Raw genomic sequence first — 18,969 nt, 5'->3', positions numbered from 1 at the left:
ATTCTCAGCGCCGCACGTGGCGCAGGAGCAGGACGGCGACGCCCACGACCGCCGCCGCGCCGATCGGCGCCAGCCACGCGATGCCCGTCGCATCGGCTGATGGCAGCAGCACGGCCGTGATCGCGCCGAGCTGGGCGATCGACTGAACGCCGATGAAGCGCATCGCCGTCGGCCGCAGCGCCTGCAGCGCGACCCGCGAGCGGGCCGGCATGGTCAGGCTCATCGTCGCCAGCACGTGGCCGAGGTGCACGACGAACACGGCCAGGCACGTGCGCCAGAGGTCGGCGGGCTGCGTGATGAGCGCGAACGGCACGATCACCATCGCGAACCACGCCGCGCCCGTCTGCGGCAGCACCGCTCCGACGAGGACGAGGAGGAGGGCGATGATCTGCCACACGATCCCCGGCTCCAGCATCCAGGCGCCGCCGGCCACCACGCCGATGAGCGCGATCCGCATGAGCCAGCCGGGGACGGAGGCGCCGATGTCCAGGGTGTCGTCGCTCATCGGACGCCCCCTGTCCTCGATCGGGCGAGAGCGCCGATGACACCCGATGCCCCGGCATCCCACCGCACGATCTCGACCCCCGCCGAGGCGAGGTCGTGGAACATGTCGTCGCGTTCGGCGAGAACGATGCGCAGGGCGAGGCTCTGTTCTGCCGACAGCCGTGAGCTGTCCAGCTCCGGCAGCGTGTCGACGGCGAGCACGCGATGTCCGGACGCCCGCCACATCAGCGCGACCTCGGCTGCTGCTCCGTCGAAGAACGTCGACAGCACGGCGATGACGGATCCGTGCGGCACCGGCGGTGTACGCCGATAGCGGCTGTCGTCTCCGGCCTGTCCGGTGGCGGCGATCTCCGCCACGACCCGCGCGAGGTGTCTGGCACCCGTCCCGCTGCGCAGCGAACGCCCGCCGTGCACGAGCACGTGGTAGGCCACCCGATCCCCCACCGACACCGCGGCTGTGGCCAGCGAGCGCGCAGCCTCGCGCGCATTGTCGAGCGATGTGGTTCCGCTGCGCACGAGGTCGCCGCTCCCCCATGTGGCGACGACTTCGCCGAGATCGTCCGCGGCGTCCACGGCGATCACGACCGACGCATCGCTGAGCGAGTTCGTCCTGCGGACGAACAGCTCGCCCGGTCGACGTGCGGCGCGCGCCGTGGCACGCCAGTCGACGCGCCGCAGCTCGTCGCCCGGTGCGAACGGGTGGACATCGCGGAAGTCGCCGCCCTGCCCCGCCCTGGATCCCTCGTGCGCACCGTGCAGTCCGGTCAGCCGCGGAGCCAGCGGAAGCGCCGGCAGGTCTCGGGATGCCGGAGCCACAGCGCGGCGCTGCACGACGACTCCGAGCTCGCCTCCCGTGAGCGCACCGTCGGCGCCCAGGCTGCGTCCGCTGATGCGGAGTGCGTCGATCGGCCCCGAGTGCCGACTGCGGCTGTGCGCGCGGATCGTCGCGCGCCCCGGCACCAGCAGACGACGCCTGCGCCGCGCCGACTGCACGACGAGCAGCTCGGCGACCTCGGCATCCGTGTCGACCGTGATGACGTCGTCCAGCGCCGCGACGGCGGGGGCATCCGTCGCCGCCCGTACGGTGATCGCGCCGTCCTCTAGCGCGGCGGGACGGAGGCGCTCGGCATCCACAGCCAGCAGCGACCAGATCGCCAACGGCACGGCAAGCGCGACCACATCCGCGCGGGACAGGGCGAGCCCGGTCCCGGCGAGCACCACCGACGCGCCGATCCCGATCAGCAGCGCAGGCGTACGGGACCAACGGCGCGAGGAGGTGCGCTCCCAGGTCACCGTACGGCGCCGACCGTCGGCGGAACGGCGACCTCGGAGAGCACCCCCGCCACGATCCTCGCCGGGTCGATGCCCTGCGCCCAGGCCTGCGGGGTGAGCGTGAGCCGATGCGCGAGAACCGGAACCGCGATGCGCTTGATGTCGTCCGGGCGCACGTAGTCGCGCCCGTCGAGAGCCGCCAGTGCGCGTCCGAGCAGCAGCAGGGACTGCGACCCGCGCGGCGATGCCCCGACCGCGACGTTCTGCGCCGCTCGCGTCGCGCGGGCGAGATCGACGCAGTACCGGGCGACATCCGGATCGACGTGGATGGCCTCCACGGCTGCCTGCACCTCGCGCAGCTGCGCTGCATCGATCACGGCATCGACGCTCGTCTCCTCGGTCTGACGTCGCACCCGCCCGAGCAGGATCTCGGTCTCGCCGTCCGGTTCCGGGTATCCGACGGACAGACGCACCATGAAGCGATCGAGCTGCGCCTCCGGCAGAGCGTACGTGCCCTCGTACTCGATCGGGTTGGCGGTGGCGATGACGTGGAACGGACGCGCCAAGGGGTAGCTGTTCCCCTCCACCGTCACCTGCCGCTCGGCCATGGCCTCGAGCATCGCCGATTGCGTCTTCGGCGTCGTCCGATTGATCTCGTCCGCGAGCAGCAGACCGGTGAAGATCGGGCCTGGACGGAAGACGAACTCTCCGGTGTCCGGCGCGTAGACGTACGAGCCGGTGACGTCGCCCGGGAGCATGTCGGGCGTGCACTGCAGACGCCGGAAGTCGAGCCCGAGGGCCGCGGCCAGACTGCGTGCCGCGAGGGTCTTGCCGAGCCCCGGGACGTCTTCGAAGAGGACGTGCCCGCCGGCGAGGATCGTCGCGAGCGCGATCTCGAGAGTGTCGTCCATCCCGACGACGACCGTGCGGACGGCGTCGAGGACGCGACGCCCGGTGTCGGCGATCTCGGTGGTGTTCGTCATGCGCGCTCCTGCTTCCTGGTCGGCGATCGCGTGGTCTGTTCGTCGGGGTCGTCGGATGCCGCTGCCAGCCGGTCCGCGGCATCCAGAGCGTTTCTGATGTCGATGTTCTGCACCTGGCGTCCGTTGAGTCGCTGCCAGAGGCCGACGCCGAGAATCGCGTCGATCCGGCTCTGCTGGGCTGGGTCGTCGGGGTCGATGCCGCGCCGTGCGAGCCGACGGCGCAGCAGAGCGCGCACCCGTCTGCTGACGATCTCGCCCGCGACGCCGGTGCGCGGGTTGAACGCCCAGGCGAGGCGGGAGATCTCCGAACCACGGGTCGCCGGTGCCGGCTCCTCCCGCGGTCCGTCTTCGACGATGGCCTCGGATCCGCGCAGCGCTGCCAGCAGCACGACGGCACCCGCGAGCACGCCACCGCTCAACGCGAAAACGGGCTCCAGGCCGAAGAGCATGAGCCCGACGGTGGCGGCGATCAGCACGACCACGGCCACGATCCCTCGTCTGAGCGTCATCGCCAGCCCTCCTGGATGGCCGTCAACGTCTGACGCGCTTCGACCCGATCGGCTTCGTCCGCCTCGTGCCCCGCGAATCGAACACGTTCGTACAGCCGCAGCAGGATCGCCGCGTCGTCGGCCACGGCCGACCGGTGCGTGATGACCCGCAGCGTGAACTCGGCGGGCGTCTCCGTGCGCCCACGGGTGATACCGGCCTCTGCAGCGCTCTCCTCCAGCCCCACCCACGCCGCGATGATCGCGTTCGACGGGGCGGTGTGCTCGTCGATGACGCGCAGCGCGGCCTCGATTCCGCGGCGTATCGTCGGCGCCGCCGTCTCGGGATCCGGTTCGGGCGACACGGCGAAGCTCTCGTCGCCGGCATGATCGACCTCGCGGGAGGGGATGCGTGCTGCCCACGCCCGCAGCAGAGCTCGGATCGCGAGGAACAGCAGCAGGGCTCCGACGATTCCGCTGATGACCATGAGGATGATCGATACGACGGTCGCCGCCGTCTCGTTCATCGGGACCGCCGTCTGCGTGGGCAGCGGCGCCGGAGTCTGCGTCGGATCGTCCGGCATGGTGGGCAGCGGTACGGGCGCCGATTCGAAGTCCGGGGGCTCGAAACGGGCCGGCCCCTGCAGCGAAGCAGCTGCCATCACCACCAGCAGCAATGCCGCCACTGCGCCGGCCCAGAGCAGGCGCCTCATGCGAGCTCGGGGCGTGGACGGCGGCGATGCATCCCTCCACACTAGGAGAAGGCGAGGACCGCAGACGGCACTGTGGACGGATCGGATGCCGCGGCGCCGATCGGATCGTTACGCACGACGTCCCGCGAACGGTTGCAGCGCATCGCGCAGCGCAGAGATCTGCGCGACATCCATCCCCACCGCCGCCATGACCTGCGGCGGAACGTCGAGTGCCCGTTCATGCAAGCTCCGACCGGCTTCCGTGAGGTCGATGTCCAGCCGACGCTCGTCCCCGACGCTGCGGTTGCGGATGACGAGCCCGTCGGCCTCCAGTCGTTTGACCAGCGGCGATGCCGTAGCAGGATCGAGTGCGAGGTCCGCGGCCAGATCGTTCAGTGTGCGGGGCGACCGCTCCCAGAGCGCGAGCATGACCAGATACTGCGGATGCGTGAGCCCCAGCGGCTCCAGGATCGGCCGGTAGATCGCGACGACGTTGCGCGCGGCGGTGACCAGCGCGAAGCACAGCTGGTTGTCGAGTGCGAGGAGATCGTCGGCGTCGGTCACGCATCCGATTATACGAGTGCACGAATGCTTAGTACACTAAGCAACATGGCAGAGGATCAGGACCGCGCTCCGCTTCGCACCCGCATCCGCGAGGCCGGCGGGCTGTATGCGTGGGTGAACACGAACCTCATCCGCTTCGCCGGTCCTGCCTCCGTCGGCCCGTACGAGTCGACGCCGCCGCCCAGCGCGGCCGAACGCGCCGAGCGCGCGTGCCCGTTGTGCGGCGCGCCGATGACACAGCATGAGATCGATCGATCAGGACCGAAGCCCCTGATGCACTGCCCGTAGACGGCCGCGCGCCGCGACGAATCCTGCGCCCTCGCTCCCGGTCAGGCGTGCCCGGCGTTCTCCATCGCGCGCAGCTCTTTCTTCAAGTCCTGCACCTCGTCGCGCAGACGCCCCGCGAGCTCGAACTTCAGCTCTTCGGCCGCGGCCAGCATCTGGTTCGACAGGTCCTCGATCATGGCCTCGAGCTGCTCGGCCCCCTCGGCGGCGATGCCCACGCGCCGTAGATTCGGTGTCGGCGACTTGCCTCTGCCGTTCTTGCCGGCCTTGTTGCGGCTGGATCGCATGTCCGCGGTATCGGCCGCTTCACGTGCGAGCACCTCGGTGATGTCGGCGATGCGTTTGCGCAGCGGCTGCGGATCGATGCCGTTCTCGGTGTTGTAAGCGATCTGCTTCTCGCGCCGCCGGTCGGTCTCGTCGATCGCCTTCGCCATCGAGTCCGTGATGCGATCGGCGTACATGTGCACCTGGCCGGACACGTTTCGCGCCGCGCGTCCGATCGTCTGGATCAATGACGTGCCGGAGCGCAGGAACCCTTCCTTGTCGGCATCCAGGATCGCCACGAGCGAGACCTCCGGAAGGTCGAGGCCCTCGCGGAGGAGGTTGATGCCGACCAGCACGTCGTACACCCCTGAACGAAGCTCGCTGAGAAGCTCCACCCGCCGCAGTGTGTCGACGTCGGAGTGCAGGTAGCGTACGCGCACCCCGTGTTCACCGAGGAAGTCAGTGAGCTCTTCGGCCATCTTCTTCGTGAGCGTCGTCACGAGCACTCGCTCGTCCCGCTCGACCCGCACTCTGATCTCCTCGAGGAGATCATCGATCTGCCCCTTGGACGGCTTGACGACGATCTCGGGGTCGATGAGGCCGGTCGGTCGGATGATCTGCTCGACGATGCCGTCGGCGATGCCCATCTCGTATTTACCCGGCGTCGCCGACAGGTACACGGTCTGACCGATCCTGTTCTTGAACTCGTCCCACCGCAGCGGCCTATTGTCCATCGCGCTGGGCAGACGGAATCCGTGCTCGACGAGAGTGCGCTTGCGCGACGCATCGCCCTCGTACATCGCCCCGATCTGCGGCACGGTGACGTGCGACTCGTCGATCACCAGCAGGAAGTCGTCGGGGAAGAAGTCCAGCAGCGTGTGCGGCGGCTCTCCTGGTTCGCGCCCATCCATGTGGCGCGAGTAGTTCTCGATGCCGGAGCAGAACCCGAGCTGCTGGAGCATCTCCAGATCGAAGGTCGTGCGCATCCGCAGCCGCTGCGCCTCGAGCAGTTTGCCCTGCCTCTCGAACTCGGCCAGTCGTGCTTCCAGCTCCTTCTCGATCGTCCCGATCGAGCGCTGGATCACATCGGTGCCGGCGACGTAGTGGGACGCCGGGAAGATCGGCACCGAATCGAGCCGCTCGATCACGTCGCCGGTGAGCGGGTGCAGAGAATACAGGCCCTCGATCTCATCGCCGAAGAGCTCGATGCGGATCGCGTGCTCTTCGTACACCGGGATGATCTCGATCGTGTCCCCTCGCACGCGGAAGTTGCCGCGCGAGAAGTCCACGTCGTTGCGGTTGTACTGCATGGCGATGAACTGGCGGATCAGCGCATCGCGGTCGTAGCGCTCGCCCACCTGCAGCGCCACCATCGCACGCAGGTACTCCTCGGGCGCGCCGAGGCCGTAGATGCACGAGACCGTCGACACCACGACGACATCACGACGCGACAGCAGCGAATTCGTCGTGGAGTGCCGCAACCGCTCGACCTCGGCGTTGATCGACGAGTCCTTCTCGATGAAGGTGTCCGTCTGCGGGACGTAGGCCTCCGGCTGGTAGTAGTCGTAGTACGAGACGAAGTACTCGACCGCGTTGTTCGGCATCAGGTCGCGGAACTCGTTGGCCAGCTGGGCGGCGAGAGTCTTGTTGTGCGAGAGGACGAGCGTCGGGCGCTGCACTTGCTCGATGAGCCAGGCTGTCGTCGCGGACTTTCCGGTGCCCGTCGCGCCGAGCAGCACGACATCGGTCTCGCCGGCGTTGATGCGCGCCGCGAGATCGGCGATCGCCTGCGGCTGGTCGCCGGCCGGAACGTATTCGCTGACGACCTCGAAAGGACGGACGCTGCGCGTGGGTTGCATGTCTCCAGCGTAGGACGCCCCTCCGACATCGTGGGCGGCCGAGCGCATCCGCGCACCCGGTCGATGTCAGGACCGCGTCCTAGAGTGGAGCCGTGATCGAATTCCTGATCGGCTCCAGCCTTGCGGCATCGGCAGGTCTGAACGCCTGGATGCCGCTCTTCCTGCTGGGGTTGGCGGATCGCTTCCTCCCCGCAGTCGAGCTGCCGGCAGGATGGGCGTGGCTGTCGGGCGACATCACGCTGTGGATCCTCGGGGCTCTGCTCGTCCTCGAGATCGTCGCCGACAAGATCCCTGCACTGGACTCGATCAACGATGTGATCCAGAGCGTGCTGCGCCCGGCATCCGGCGGCATCGTGTTCGGCGCAGGAGCGAGCGCTCAGACCGTCGCGGTGGACGACCCTTCGGTCTTCTTCAGCGAGCACACCTGGATCCCGATCATCTCGGGCGTCGTGATCGCCCTCATCGTGCACGCGACCAAGGCCACCGTGCGCATCGCCGCCAACACCATGACCGGCGGGCTCGCAGCGCCCGTGCTGAGCACGGCGGAGGACGGCGCGTCGTTCGCACTGGCCGTTCTCGCGATCGTCGTCCCGATCATCGCGGCGCTCGTGCTGATCGGGCTGATCGTGATGGTCGTGCTGTTCTTCCGACGACGCCGTCGACGGAAGCAGGCGCAGGCGGTCAGCGGAGCGCCCGCGGCTCCGGCCGCCTGAGCGTCAGGCGGATCGCAGCCGCGCCCACAGCGCGTCGACCTGCTCGCGCGTGCGCTCCCAGGTGGACGCCGTGTCGATGACGACGTCCGCGATCGCGAGCCGCTGATCTTCGGACACCTGCGCGTCGATGCGCGCCTGCGCGGCCTCCGCGGTCATCCCTCTGAGCTCGACCAGCCGGGAGAGCCGCACCTCGGCAGGCGCATGAGCGACGACGATGAGATCCCACGGGTCGTCGACGCGCGCCTCCACGAGCAGCGGCACGTCGTAGACGACGACGGCCTCCGGATCCGCGGTGAGCGCGGCATCGAACCGGCGCTGCGATTCGGCCCGCACCGCGGGGTGCACGATGGCGTTGAGCCGCGCGAGCGCTTCCGGATCGCCGAAGACCAGTGCGCCGAGGGCCGCCCTGTCCAGCGAGCCGTCCGACGAGACGATCGTCTCGCCGAATTCCCTGGCGATCTCGCGCAGAACGGGTGAGCCGACCGACTGGACGTCCCTGACGATCTGATCCGCATCGACGACGACCGCGCCGTGCTCGGCGAGCCGTCCGGCGATCGTCGATTTGCCGGAGGCGATCCCGCCGGTGAGCGCGATGAGAGGCATGCGTCCCATCCTGACATGCGGTCGCGACTCCGAGTGCGGGGACCCCGACGACTCCGACTGCGGTTCTCATTTCGTAATGGGCCGCGAGATCCGCCCGTAACATGCGGCCCCTAGACTGGCCGCAGCGCACGGACGGCGCGACGACAGGAGCCCCCGGTGAGCAGAACGGCACGCGTCATCACGGTCTCCGACCGCGCCGCCGCGGGCGTTCGGGAGGATCTGTCCGGTCCGACCGGCGCTGAACTGCTCACGAACGCGGGGTGGGAAGCACCCGTCGTGATCGTCCCGGATGAGCGCACTCTGATCGAGTCGGCCGTGCGCGTCGCCGTCGCCGACGGAGCCCGCCTGGTCGTCACCACGGGTGGCACCGGCATCGGCCCGCGAGACGTCACCCCCGAGGCGACGCTGCCCCTCCTCGACCCCGTCATCCCAGGGATCGCCGAGGAACTGCGGCGCATCGGCGCCGTGAAGGTGCCCGCAGCCCTGCTGTCGCGCGGTGTGGCCGGCATCCACGATGGTGCACTCGTCGTCAACCTGGCAGGCTCCCCCGGCGCCGTCCGCGACGGCATCCCGGTGATCCTCGGCCTCGTCGATCACGTGCTCTCCCAGCACGCGGGCGGCGATCACGCATGATCGTGCTCACCGCGATCTCAGATGAGGACCTCGACGCCACCGATCACCTCGACGCCGTCGCCCACGACGCCGCCGGTGCGACCGCATTGTTCGTCGGAACCGTCCGCGATCACGACCCCGGCGCGACCGGCGAGGTGACGAGGCTGGAATACAGCGCCCATCCGGATGCCGCGGACACGTTGCGCACACTCGCCGAATCCGTCGACGCCGAGGACCTGCGCATCGCCATCACGCACCGCGTCGGTGCGCTCAGCGTCGGCGAGATCGCGATCGTCTGCGCGGTCTCGAGCGCGCACCGTGACGAAGCGTTCGACGTCTCCCGTGCGCTGGTCGAGAAGGTCAAGGCGGAGCTTCCGGTGTGGAAGCGTCAGGTCACCGTCGACGGCACGACGAATTGGGTGGGACTGTGACGGCGTTCGACGGCCCTCTGGTCGACCGATTCGGGCGCGTGCACCGGGATCTGCGGATCTCGCTGACCGACCGCTGCAACCTTCGCTGCACGTACTGCATGCCCGCCGACGGCGTCCCCTGGCTGGCCAAGCAGAACATCCTCTCCACCGACGAGATCGAACGCGTCGCCGGCATCCTCGCCCGCCTCGGCATCGTCGAGGTGCGCCTCACCGGCGGTGAGCCGCTGCTGCGCCCCGACCTCGTCGAGGTCGTCCGCCGTCTCGCGCTCATCGAGGGCGAGAACGGACCGCTGCAGGTCTCCCTCACGACCAACGGGATCCGCCTCGAGCGCGTCATCGACGATCTCGTCGCCGCCGGGCTCGAACGGCTCAACATCAGCATCGACACCGTGCGGCCTGACCGGTTCTCGGAGCTCACGCGACGCGACAGGTTCGAGGACGTCGTGCGCGGCATCCGTGCGGCCCAGGCCAGCCCGCTTCGTCCGCTCAAGCTCAACACCGTGGCGATGCGCGACGTCAACGACGACGAGTTCTGCGACCTGCTGCGGTTCGCGCAGGAGCACGACGCCGAACTCCGCTTCATCGAGCAGATGCCCTTGGATGCCGGCCATATCTGGTCGCGGCAGACCATGGTCCCCTCGGAAGAGATCCTGGAGAAGCTGTCCGCGCAGTTCACTCTGACCCCGGTCGGCAACCGCGGGTCGAGTCCTGCCGAGATCTACACCGTCGACGGCGGCCGGACGACCGTCGGCGTCATCGCCTCGGTATCGGCCCCGTTCTGCGGCTCGTGCGACCGCGTGCGCATCACTGCCGACGGCCAGGTGCGCAACTGCCTGTTCGCGCGCGAGGAGTCCGATCTCACGGGTCTGCTGCGCGGCGGTGCCGACGACGAGGCCATCGCACGGATGCTGCGGCAGAACATCGAGGGAAAGCGCGCCGGTCACGGCATCGACGACCCCGGGTTCCTGCAGCCCCAGCGCCCGATGTCCGCCATCGGCGGCTGAGCACCGGTCACGGAGCGGCCGGCAGCGGTCGGAGCGGTCGATTTCATCCGCCGGCGAACGGCGGCAGAACGTCGACGGTGGCCGCGGACGTGAGCGCATGATCGTCGCCGACCGCGGCGCCGTCCACCCGGATGGCGCAACGATCGAGCACCTTCGAGAAGCCCGCCCCGTGCTCCTGGCGCAGCGCCGACAGCAGTTCCCCGAGCGTGCCGGACGCCGCAGCCTCCTGCTCGTCGCGCCCAGCCGCCTCCGCGGCGGCGGCGAAGAAGCGGACCTTCACGCCTGATCCGCGATCCGCGCTCGGACAGCGGCGACGGCCTGGTCGAACGGCAGCCCTCGTGCGACCGCGAGACCGATCAGGTAGGTCGTGATCGGACCGGCCGGACGCGTCACCCCGTGCGCGACCTCCCGCGTCACGTCCAGCAGCTCCGTGACGGGGACCTCATCCTGCACGCCCAGCGCTGCAGCCAGTCCGGTCGTCCAGTCCTCGAAATCCTGCGATGCATCCGTCATGCCGTCCCCTTTCGTCCTGCGTTGATACCGCCTCGCGCCGCGGAGGCCGCCGCGGTAGTCGGACACATCGTCCCACGTGTCGAGATCGATGGAGACACCGTGGGCGTCTGAGATCTCGTGCACGCGCAGTGCTGCGGTGAGCCGCCGCATCGCGACGCCGTCGGTCTCCGCCAGCGCACCGACCGCTCGATGCAGGGCCCCGACGCGGTAGCGCCCGGCGAGCGGCTGGCTGCGTCCGTCGGCGTCGCGGAGCACCATGGCATCCGCGTCGTCGGGCATGATCGCACCCTCGAGTGCGTCGACGACTCCGGAGGCGCGCGGCAGATCGCACGCCAGCACCCACGTCTCCACCGCATCTTTCGGCAGCTCGGGCAACGCTGCGGCGATCGCCGCCACCGGTCCGCCGAAGGGCGGGTCCTCGCGAACCATGCGCACTCCGTGCCTGGCGAGATGGTCCGGCCCGACGACGACGACCGGATCGCACGCGGCGACGGCGGCGAGCACGCCGTCGATCAGCATCCGGCCGTCGATCGTTACCTGCGCCTTGTCCGCACCGCCCAGCCGCGTCGCCCGCCCACCGGCGAGGACGATGGCCGCTCGGCGCGGGAACGGGGTCACCGCACCCATTCCCCGCTCTTCCCGCCGGTCTTGCGTACGAGACGCACGTTCTCGATCTCTACGGTCTTGTCCATTCCCTTGACCATGTCGATCACGGTGAGCGCGGCGATGCTGACGGCTGTGAGCGCCTCCATCTCGACACCGGTGCGGTCGGCTGTGCGGACGGTCGCGGTGACCTCCACGCCGGTATCGACGACGTCGAGCTCCACCGTCGCACCGTGCACGCCGATGATGTGCGCGAGCGGGATCAGTTCTGCCGTCCGCTTCGCACCCTGGATGCCGGCGATGCGCGCCACCGCGAGCACATCCCCCTTGGGCGTCGAGCCGTCGCGGAGAGCGGCGACGACGTGCGCCGGGCAGCGGACCAGGCCTGTGGCCGTCGCACTGCGGATCGTCGGCTGCTTCTCGGTGACATCGACCATTCGGGCGTGCCCTTGGTCGTCCAGATGCGTGAAGCTCACGAATTCTCCCTCTCGGTCAAAACCAGCATCACATCGACGAGGTCGCCGGTCTCGACCCGCTCGGTCTCGGCCGGCACGATGGCGAAGTCGGTCGCCCGCGCGAGCGAGGCGACAAGGTGCGATCCGCTGCCGCCTGCGGATGCCGGGACGACCGCACCGCCCTCGATCACGACCGGCAGCACCTGAGTGCGCCCCGGTGGGCACCGCCACCCCTGACCTGCGGGCAACGTCGCTCGTGGACGGTCCAGATCCACGCGCGCGGCGAGCGACCGCACGGCAGGTCGCACGAACATCTCGAACGACACGGCGACGCTGACCGGATTACCAGGAAGGCAGAACAGCAGCGTCCCGTCCGGCGCGACGCCGAAGCCCTGCGGCTTGCCCGGCTGCATCGCCACGGAATCGAAGCGCACCGGCCCGCGGCCGGGTCCCGAGGCGTCGAGCACGGCTTTGACGACGTCGAACGCCCCAACGCTCGCGCCGCCGGAAAGCACCACGAGATCGGCGTCGATCGCGGCGAGTTCGGCACGCAGGGCGGCCTCGTCGTCCGCGACGGTGCCGATGTGGACGACGACGGCCCCGGCATCCCGCAGCGCCGCGGCGATCAGCAGGGAGTTGGATTCGGGGATCTGTCCGCGTCGTGGTTCGGCGTCGGCGCCCACCAGCTCGGAGCCCGTGGAGATCACGGCCGCTCGCGGCGCGGGGTGCGCCTGGACACGGGCGTGTCCGGCCGAGGCGATCGTGGCGAGCTGCCACGGTCCGAGCACCGCACCGGCATTGACGACGACCGTGCCCGCCGCGGCATCCTCACCGCGCCGGCGGATGTGCGCAGCCGGCGCCGGTGCGCGCGTGACCGTGATGCGGTCGGGCGGGACAGCACCCGTGAACACGCCGAGATCGGTGTGCTCGATGGGGACGACGGCATCGGCATCCGTCGGCAGCGCCGCGCCCGTCATGATCCGCACGGCCTCGCCGGGTCCGAAGCGCGGATCCTCCCCCGAGCCGGCCGCGATGTCGCCGACGACGCGCAGCTCGGCGCCCTCCACGGCATCGACGGCGCGGACGGCGTAACCGTCCATGGCGGAGTTGTCGAACAGCGGAACGGGCCAGCGGGTCGACACCGGGGCGGCCAGGACCAGTCCGCGCGCAGCCCCGAGAGCATGTTCGCGCGGCGGCAGAGGAGTCGCGGATGCGAGGATGCGCCCGCAATGCTCGTCGATCGAGATCATGCGTTCGCCGCCGATGCACCGGCGGACCACGCCTGGTACCCGCCGTCGAGGAGCAGGATCTCGGCATCCGGCGCGACCGCGCGCAGCGCCGATGCCGCAGCCCTGGCACGCGGACCGATCTGGCAGAACACCACGACCGGTCGGTCGACGTCGACCAGCGACGGGTCGTCTCGGAGGCGTCCCAGCGGAATCGACACCGCTCCAGGGATGCTTCCGGCGCGGAACTCGTCGTCCTCGCGCACGTCAAGCAGGAGCACGTCGCCGAGTCGGTCGAGCTCCTCCGGTGCGATCGTGCGCGCGACCGCGCGCGACGGATGCTCCGTCACGGATGCCGGGGCCGTCACGGATGCCGGGACGAGCGGCACCTCCCGCGTGCGAGCCGAGAGTGCATCGATCACGAGCATCCGCCCCACGATCGGGTCGCCGATGCCGCAGATGAGCTTGACGGCCTCTGCCGCGAGGAGCGCGCCGATCTGACCGCACAGAGCGCCGAGCACTCCGGCATCCGCACAGGTGGGGACGTCCTCAGCCGGCGGCGCCGTCGGGAACACATCGCGGAGGCGCACCGGCTCCCCGTGGGGCGGGCGCGACCAGAACACCGTCGCCTGGGCGTCGAAACGCAGCACGGATCCCCAGACGAGCGGCACGCCGAGCGCATCGCAGGCGTCCGCGACCGCGTAACGCGTGTCGAACGTGTCGCTGCCGTCGATCACGAGGTCGAACCCGGCCAGAATCCGTTCGGCGTTGCCAGCGGTGAGCCGCTCGTGCTCTCTGACGACAGTCGTGTGAGGCGACAGGTCGCGGATGCGTTCGGAGGCCACATGCCCCTTCAGCCTGCCGACGTCGGCGACGCCGAACAGCACCTGACGCTGCAGGTTCGAGGTGTCGACGACGTCGTCATCGACGATGCAGATCGTGCCGATTCCCGCAGATGCGAGGTAGAGCAGGGTCGGTGACCCGAGGCCGCCTGCGCCGATCACGCAGACCCGCGCGGCGAACAGCCTGCGCTGGCCGTCCTCGCCGATCTCGGGCAGCCGGATCTGCCGCGCTGCGCGCTCGGATTCGCCGTCCGGCAACGCGGATGCCGGGGCGACGAGCGGGGGGAAGGGCATGTCTCCCACGGTACCGCTCCGCCCGGATGCCTACCGCTCCGGTATCCGTGAGGATGACGCCCGATGACCAGGCGCGGGCAGTTCTTACGATCCGCGGATGCGAACGATCCTCGCCGATGGAAGCGCATCTGCGGTCGTATGCTGGCATTCATGACCATGTTCCGGATCCGCGAGGCCGCTCGGCTGCTCTCCGTCAGTGACGATACCGTCCGCCGCTGGATCGACAGCGGTCAGCTCGCCTCCGGCCGGGACGAGTCAGGGCGCCGCGTCGTGGCCGGTACCGATCTCGCGGCGCACCTCACGCGCTCGCGAAGCGATCACGGCGATCCGCTCGAACGCGCATCGAGCGCTCGCAACCGGTTCGTGGGGATCGTCACGCACGTCGTCTCGGACACGGTCATGTCGCAGGTCGAGATGCAGTGCGGCCCTCATCGCGTGGTCTCGCTGATGTCCACCGAGGCCGTGCGCGAGCTCGGCCTCGAGGTCGGCAGTCTGGCCACGGCGATCGTGAAGGCGACGACCGTGATCGTCGAGACGCCGCCCTCCCCGGAGACCTCGCGGTGAGGCGCCCGGTCGTCCCGTTCGCGATCGCGGCCGTCGTCGTCGCGCTGGCCGGCTGCTCCGGTACGGCAACGGATCAGGCGACGTCGCAGGATCCGCCCTTGATCGTCTTCGCCGCGGCATCCCTTCATGGCGCCTTCGATGAACTGGCGGACGCATTCACGGCCGAGCATCCTTCGTATGCCGTCGCTCCGGTGCGCTACGACGGATCCCAGGCGCTCGCGGCGCAGCTCATCGACGGAGCCGACGCGGACGTGATCGCCTTCGCGAACGAGGAGAGCCTCGCACCCGTCGTCACCGCCGGACGCGCCGCCGACGGAGAGATCTTCGCAACGAACACCCTGCGCATCGCGGTGGCGTCGGGGAATCCGCATCGGATCACCGACCTCGACGATCTGGCTGACCCCTCACTCGCCGTCGTCCTGTGCGCGCCCGAGGTCCCGTGCGGTTCGGCGGCGCAGAAGCTGCTCGAGCATGCTGACGTGTCCGTCACCCCCGTGAGCGAGGAGACGAGCGTCACGTCCGTCCTCACGCGCGTCGCCGACGGCGAAGCGGATGCCGGGCTCGTGTACGCCACGGATATCGCCGCCTCGGCCCCGGACGTGGACGGCATCGTCCCGACGGGTGCGGATGCCGTCGTCAATCGCTACCCCATCGCGGTAGCCGAATCGGCGCCGTCGCCCGAGATCGCGCGCGCCTTCGTCGACTTCGTGCTGTCGGACGCGGGCCAGAGCATCCTGGCCGCGCACGGATTCGAGAGCCCATGACGATTCCTCGCGGGCTGTACGTTCCGGCGGTCGCTGCGATCGCCCTGCTGATCCTGCCGATCGTGGGCCTGATGTCCCGCGTGCGCTGGGAGCGGCTGGGCCAGGATCTGTTCTCCCCGGCGGCGCTGAACGCCCTGGGACTCTCGCTGTCCACGGCCGCCTGCGCCACTGTGCTGTGCCTGCTGCTGGGCGGTCCGCTCGCGATCGTCATCGCCAGGGCGCCGCGGCGCACTGCAGCGGTGCTGCGCACGATCGTGCTGGTGCCGCTGGTGCTGCCGCCCATGGTCGGGGGGCTCGCCCTGCTGGCTCTGCTCGGGCGCAGCGGGCTGGTGGGCAGGCCGCTGTTCGAATCCACCGGCTTCAGCCTGCCCTACACGACCGCGGCTGTCGTCCTGGCGCAGGCGTTCGTCGCGCTGCCGTTCCTCGTGATCGCCGTCGAGGGCGCGTTGCGCACGTCGGGGATCGGCCACGAGCAGGTGGCGGCGACACTCGGCGCCGGTCGTTGGCGCGTGCTCCTGCGCGTCACTCTCCCGCTCGTGCTCCCCGGCCTGGTGGCCGGAACAGTGCTGTGCTTCGCGCGGGCGCTCGGCGAGTTCGGCGCGACGGCGCTGTTCGCCGGCAACGCCGAAGGCGTCACGCGCACGATGCCGCTGGCCATCTACACCGCGTTCAACGGCGTCGGCGTCACTCAGGATTCAGCGGTGGCGCTGTCGTTGCTGCTGCTGGTGAGCGCCGCGGTGATCGTGAGTGGACTGCGCTCGTGGCGAGAGGATGCCGTGCGATGACGGCGATCCCCACGGGCGCGCTGAGAGCAGACGTGACCGTCGACCGACCAGGATTCCGCACGACCGCGTCGATCGACCTCGACGCAGGCGGGCGACTGGCGGTGCTCGGTCCGAACGGATCGGGGAAGTCGACGCTGCTGGGGGCGATCGCAGGGCTCGTCCCGATCTCCCATGGCTCCGTCGTACTCGATGGCGGCGTGGTCGAACGCGCGGGTGGTGTTCGGAGGCGCCCGGCCGAGCGACGCATCGGGCTCCTGGATCAGAAGCCCCGACTGTTTCCGCATCTGAGCGTCGGGCAGAACATCGCGTTCGGTCCGCGGGCTCGCGGTGCGGGACGAGCCGAGGCGCGCGCGATCGCAGATCACTGGCTCAAGAGACTCGGGCTGACTGACCGCTCGGCTGCCGCGCCGCACGAGCTCTCCGGCGGGCAGCAGCAGCGCGTCGCGATCGCCCGTGCGTTCGCCGCCGAACCGCGGCTCCTGCTTCTCGACGAGCCCTTCGCCGCGCTGGATGCCGAGAGCGCTCCACTGGTCAGGCGTCTGCTGTCTGACGAACTGGCACGCACCGGGACCGCCGCTGTGCTCGTCACGCATGACCTCGCGGACGCCTGGCAGCTGGCGGAGGACTGTCTCGTGCTGCACGACGGACTCGTGGTCGAGCGGGGCTCTCCTGCCGAACTCGCGGCTGCCCCCCGGCATCCGTTCACGGCACGCCTGGCCGGCTTCGCCGTCGTCGAGGGATGCTGGACAGGCACGGCACTCGACATCGGCGACGGCATCCGGCTCGCCGGGCGAGCCGAGGGCGGGCTGCTCCCCGGCGATGCGGCCTTCGCCGTGATCGCCCCGCAGGAGGTCGGCCTTCACGCGCCGGACGATGCGTCTGGGGCCGGCGTGACGGCGCAACTGGCCTCCGTGTCCTCTCAGGCCGGTTCCCTGCGGTTGGAGCATCGCTCCGGCCTCGCGGCGGTGGTGCCGGTGAGCGCGTTCCACGGGCGGGCGCTCCCCCGCATCGGTGAGACGGAGCGGTTCGAGGTGGCTGCCGTCACGGCGAGGCGCGCCACGAGCCGATGAGGCACGCGGATACGCGGAACGGGCCGCCACCCGAAGGCGACGACCCGTTCCGTTGAAGCGATGCTTACGCGTTGCCGCCCGAGAGCTTCTCGCGCAGAGCCGCGAGAGCCTCGTCGTCAGCAAGCGTCCCGGCACCGGAGTCGCTCGTGAACGACTGCGCAGCGGCGAAGTCGTCGCCAGCGGCGGCCTCGGCCTCGGCTGCCTTGGCAACCGCGACCTTGTGAGCCTCCCAGCGGGTCTGGGCTGCAGCGTACTCCTGCTCCCATGCCTCGCGGGCTGCGTCGAAGCCTTCCTTCCACGCACCGGTCTCGGGGTCGAAGCCCTCCGGGTACTTGTACTCGCCGTTCTCGTCGTACTCGGCGAGCATGCCGTACAGAGCCGGGTCGAACTCGGTGCCGAACGGGTCGACGGACTCGTTGGCCTGCTTCAGCGACAGCGAGATGCGGCGACGCTCGAGGTCGATGTCGATGACCTTGACGAAGACCTCTTCGCCGACGGACACGACCTGCTCGGCCAGCTCGACGTGCTTGCTGGAGAGCTCGGAGATGTGCACGAGGCCCTCGATGCCGTCTGCGACGCGGACGAACGCACCGAACGGAACGAGCTTGGTGACCTTACCCGGTGCGATCTGTCCGATCGCGTGGGTGCGGGCGAAGACCTGCCACGGGTCCTCCTGCGTCGCCTTCAGCGACAGGGAGACGCGCTCGCGGTCGAGGTCCACCTCGAGGATCTCGACGGTGACCTCCTGGCCGACCTCGACGACCTCGGAGGCGTGCTCGATGTGCTTCCAGGAGAGTTCGGAGACGTGCACGAGGCCGTCGACGCCACCCAGGTCGACGAACGCACCGAAGTTGACGATCGAGGACACGACACCCTTGCGGACCTGACCCTTGTGCAGGTTGTTGAGGAAGGTCGTGCGCGACTCGGACTGCGTCTGCTCGAGCAGAGCGCGACGCGAGAGAACCACGTTGTTGCGGTTCTTGTCGAGCTCGAGGATCTTCGCTTCGATCTCCTGGCCGAGGTACGGCGTGAGGTCGCGGACGCGGCGCAGCTCGATCAGCGATGCCGGCAGGAAGCCACGGAGGCCGATGTCGACGATGAGGCCACCCTTGACGACCTCGATGACGGTGCCGGTGACGACGCCGTCGTTCTCCTTGATCTTCTCGACGTCTCCCCAGGCGCGCTCGTACTGCGCACGCTTCTTGGAAAGGATCAGTCGACCTTCCTTGTCCTCCTTCTGGAGGACAAGGGCCTCGACCAGGTCGCCGACAGCGACGACCTCGTTGGGGTCGACGTCGTGCTTGATGGAAAGTTCGCGCGAGGGGATGACACCCTCGGTCTTGTAACCGACGTCCAGCAGAACCTCGTCGCGGTCGATCTTGACGATCGTGCCCTCGATGATGTCGCCGTCGTTGAAGAACTTCAGGGTCTTCTCGACCGCGGCCAGGAAGTCCTCGGCAGATCCGATGTCGTTGATCGCGACCTGCTTGGTGGCCGGGGCGGTCGTTGCGGTAGTCATGTAGTGGGTTGTCCTTGTTGAATGGGTGCTCGGGCTTCCGGCCCGCGTGCGCACACGCGTCTG

The 18,969-nt window shown here is 69.6% G+C and carries 23 protein-coding genes; 9 read left to right on the top strand and 14 right to left on the bottom strand.

What is annotated here, in order from left to right; translation table 11 throughout:
* Positions 1–4: 4 nt before the first annotated feature.
* From AC3ANJ_RS07795 to AC3ANJ_RS07770, 6 genes are all read right to left on the bottom strand, one after another.
* On the bottom strand, positions 5–505 hold the full coding sequence (locus AC3ANJ_RS07795; RefSeq protein ID WP_488318974.1) for a hypothetical protein: 501 nt from the start codon (positions 503–505) through the stop codon (positions 5–7).
* A complete protein-coding gene (locus AC3ANJ_RS07790) occupies positions 502–1,797 on the bottom strand; it encodes a DUF58 domain-containing protein (protein WP_488318973.1) in 1,296 nt (431 codons plus the stop codon). The genes AC3ANJ_RS07795 and AC3ANJ_RS07790 overlap by 4 nt, the downstream gene beginning before the upstream one ends.
* Entirely contained in the window at positions 1,794–2,759 is a 966-nt protein-coding gene (locus AC3ANJ_RS07785) for an AAA family ATPase (RefSeq protein ID WP_488318972.1), read from the bottom strand. Before AC3ANJ_RS07785 ends, AC3ANJ_RS07790 begins: the two co-directional genes overlap by 4 nt.
* The gene (locus tag AC3ANJ_RS07780; protein ID WP_488318971.1) at positions 2,756–3,268 is read right to left on the bottom strand and encodes a hypothetical protein; all 513 of its coding nucleotides are present in this window, start codon (positions 3,266–3,268) and stop codon (positions 2,756–2,758) included. Before AC3ANJ_RS07780 ends, AC3ANJ_RS07785 begins: the two co-directional genes overlap by 4 nt.
* Complete coding sequence (locus tag AC3ANJ_RS07775; protein ID WP_488318970.1) at positions 3,265–3,957, bottom strand: DUF4129 domain-containing protein; 693 nt, start codon at positions 3,955–3,957, stop codon at positions 3,265–3,267. Before AC3ANJ_RS07775 ends, AC3ANJ_RS07780 begins: the two co-directional genes overlap by 4 nt.
* Positions 3,958–4,065: 108 nt before the next feature.
* Positions 4,066–4,500, bottom strand: a complete 435-nt coding sequence (locus tag AC3ANJ_RS07770) for a MarR family winged helix-turn-helix transcriptional regulator (protein ID WP_488318969.1) — start codon at positions 4,498–4,500, stop codon at positions 4,066–4,068.
* Positions 4,501–4,545: 45 nt separating this feature from the next.
* Here AC3ANJ_RS07770 and AC3ANJ_RS07765 point away from each other — a divergent pair, with 45 nt between their 5' ends.
* Complete coding sequence (locus tag AC3ANJ_RS07765; protein WP_488318968.1) at positions 4,546–4,788, top strand: hypothetical protein; 243 nt, start codon at positions 4,546–4,548, stop codon at positions 4,786–4,788.
* Between the two features lie 41 nt (positions 4,789–4,829).
* Here AC3ANJ_RS07765 and uvrB read toward each other — a convergent pair whose 3' ends face one another.
* Positions 4,830–6,908: an excinuclease ABC subunit UvrB gene (gene uvrB, locus AC3ANJ_RS07760; RefSeq protein ID WP_488318967.1), complete on the bottom strand. Its 2,079-nt coding sequence runs from the start codon at positions 6,906–6,908 to the stop codon at positions 4,830–4,832.
* 92 nt (positions 6,909–7,000) lie between these two features.
* Here uvrB and AC3ANJ_RS07755 point away from each other — a divergent pair, with 92 nt between their 5' ends.
* Complete coding sequence (locus AC3ANJ_RS07755) at positions 7,001–7,621, top strand: DUF4126 domain-containing protein (RefSeq protein ID WP_488318966.1); 621 nt, start codon at positions 7,001–7,003, stop codon at positions 7,619–7,621.
* Positions 7,622–7,624: 3 nt separating this feature from the next.
* Here AC3ANJ_RS07755 and coaE read toward each other — a convergent pair whose 3' ends face one another.
* Positions 7,625–8,224 (bottom strand): dephospho-CoA kinase, encoded by a 600-nt coding sequence (coaE, locus tag AC3ANJ_RS07750; RefSeq protein ID WP_488318965.1) that lies wholly within the window; start codon positions 8,222–8,224, stop codon positions 7,625–7,627.
* A 156-nt stretch (positions 8,225–8,380) separates the two neighbouring features.
* On the opposite strand from coaE, the gene AC3ANJ_RS07745 reads away from it, so the two are divergent.
* Genes AC3ANJ_RS07745 through moaA form a run of 3 tightly spaced genes read left to right on the top strand, consistent with a single transcriptional unit; the run spans position 8,381 to position 10,271 of the window.
* Positions 8,381–8,857, top strand: a complete 477-nt coding sequence (locus AC3ANJ_RS07745) for a MogA/MoaB family molybdenum cofactor biosynthesis protein (RefSeq protein ID WP_488318964.1) — start codon at positions 8,381–8,383, stop codon at positions 8,855–8,857.
* Positions 8,854–9,267: a molybdenum cofactor biosynthesis protein MoaE gene (locus AC3ANJ_RS07740; protein ID WP_488318963.1), complete on the top strand. Its 414-nt coding sequence runs from the start codon at positions 8,854–8,856 to the stop codon at positions 9,265–9,267. Before AC3ANJ_RS07745 ends, AC3ANJ_RS07740 begins: the two co-directional genes overlap by 4 nt.
* Complete coding sequence (gene moaA / locus AC3ANJ_RS07735; RefSeq protein WP_488318962.1) at positions 9,264–10,271, top strand: GTP 3',8-cyclase MoaA; 1,008 nt, start codon at positions 9,264–9,266, stop codon at positions 10,269–10,271. The genes AC3ANJ_RS07740 and moaA overlap by 4 nt, the downstream gene beginning before the upstream one ends.
* A 43-nt stretch (positions 10,272–10,314) precedes the next feature.
* On the opposite strand, the gene AC3ANJ_RS07730 is transcribed toward moaA, so the two are convergent.
* Genes AC3ANJ_RS07730 through AC3ANJ_RS07710 form a run of 5 tightly spaced genes read right to left on the bottom strand, consistent with a single transcriptional unit; the run spans position 10,315 to position 14,204 of the window.
* Positions 10,315–10,551 (bottom strand): MoaD/ThiS family protein, encoded by a 237-nt coding sequence (locus AC3ANJ_RS07730; RefSeq protein WP_488318961.1) that lies wholly within the window; start codon positions 10,549–10,551, stop codon positions 10,315–10,317.
* Positions 10,548–11,411, bottom strand: coding sequence for an NTP transferase domain-containing protein (locus AC3ANJ_RS07725; protein ID WP_488318960.1), 864 nt, complete (start codon positions 11,409–11,411; stop codon positions 10,548–10,550). The genes AC3ANJ_RS07730 and AC3ANJ_RS07725 overlap by 4 nt, the downstream gene beginning before the upstream one ends.
* The gene (moaC, locus tag AC3ANJ_RS07720) at positions 11,399–11,863 is read right to left on the bottom strand and encodes a cyclic pyranopterin monophosphate synthase MoaC (protein ID WP_488318959.1); all 465 of its coding nucleotides are present in this window, start codon (positions 11,861–11,863) and stop codon (positions 11,399–11,401) included. Before moaC ends, AC3ANJ_RS07725 begins: the two co-directional genes overlap by 13 nt.
* On the bottom strand, positions 11,860–13,092 hold the full coding sequence (locus AC3ANJ_RS07715) for a molybdopterin molybdotransferase MoeA (RefSeq protein ID WP_488318958.1): 1,233 nt from the start codon (positions 13,090–13,092) through the stop codon (positions 11,860–11,862). Before AC3ANJ_RS07715 ends, moaC begins: the two co-directional genes overlap by 4 nt.
* The gene (locus AC3ANJ_RS07710) at positions 13,089–14,204 is read right to left on the bottom strand and encodes a ThiF family adenylyltransferase (protein WP_488318957.1); all 1,116 of its coding nucleotides are present in this window, start codon (positions 14,202–14,204) and stop codon (positions 13,089–13,091) included. Before AC3ANJ_RS07710 ends, AC3ANJ_RS07715 begins: the two co-directional genes overlap by 4 nt.
* 150 nt (positions 14,205–14,354) lie before the next feature.
* Here AC3ANJ_RS07710 and AC3ANJ_RS07705 point away from each other — a divergent pair, with 150 nt between their 5' ends.
* Genes AC3ANJ_RS07705 through AC3ANJ_RS07690 form a run of 4 tightly spaced genes read left to right on the top strand, consistent with a single transcriptional unit; the run spans position 14,355 to position 17,387 of the window.
* Positions 14,355–14,768, top strand: coding sequence for a TOBE domain-containing protein (locus AC3ANJ_RS07705; protein ID WP_488318956.1), 414 nt, complete (start codon positions 14,355–14,357; stop codon positions 14,766–14,768).
* Positions 14,765–15,532: a molybdate ABC transporter substrate-binding protein gene (modA, locus tag AC3ANJ_RS07700; RefSeq protein WP_488318955.1), complete on the top strand. Its 768-nt coding sequence runs from the start codon at positions 14,765–14,767 to the stop codon at positions 15,530–15,532. Before AC3ANJ_RS07705 ends, modA begins: the two co-directional genes overlap by 4 nt.
* Complete coding sequence (gene modB, locus AC3ANJ_RS07695; protein WP_406245606.1) at positions 15,529–16,317, top strand: molybdate ABC transporter permease subunit; 789 nt, start codon at positions 15,529–15,531, stop codon at positions 16,315–16,317. Before modA ends, modB begins: the two co-directional genes overlap by 4 nt.
* A complete protein-coding gene (locus AC3ANJ_RS07690) occupies positions 16,314–17,387 on the top strand; it encodes a sulfate/molybdate ABC transporter ATP-binding protein (protein WP_488318954.1) in 1,074 nt (357 codons plus the stop codon). Before modB ends, AC3ANJ_RS07690 begins: the two co-directional genes overlap by 4 nt.
* Before the next feature lie 64 nt (positions 17,388–17,451).
* On the opposite strand, the gene rpsA is transcribed toward AC3ANJ_RS07690, so the two are convergent.
* Positions 17,452–18,906, bottom strand: coding sequence for a 30S ribosomal protein S1 (gene rpsA, locus AC3ANJ_RS07685; protein ID WP_406245608.1), 1,455 nt, complete (start codon positions 18,904–18,906; stop codon positions 17,452–17,454).
* Between the last annotated feature and the right edge of the window lie 63 nt (positions 18,907–18,969).

It is taken from the genome of Microbacterium sp. STRO-1N (assembly GCF_057748015.1).
Note: the sequence above shows the minus strand (reverse complement) of the source record. Positions and strands in the feature narration are given on the sequence as shown.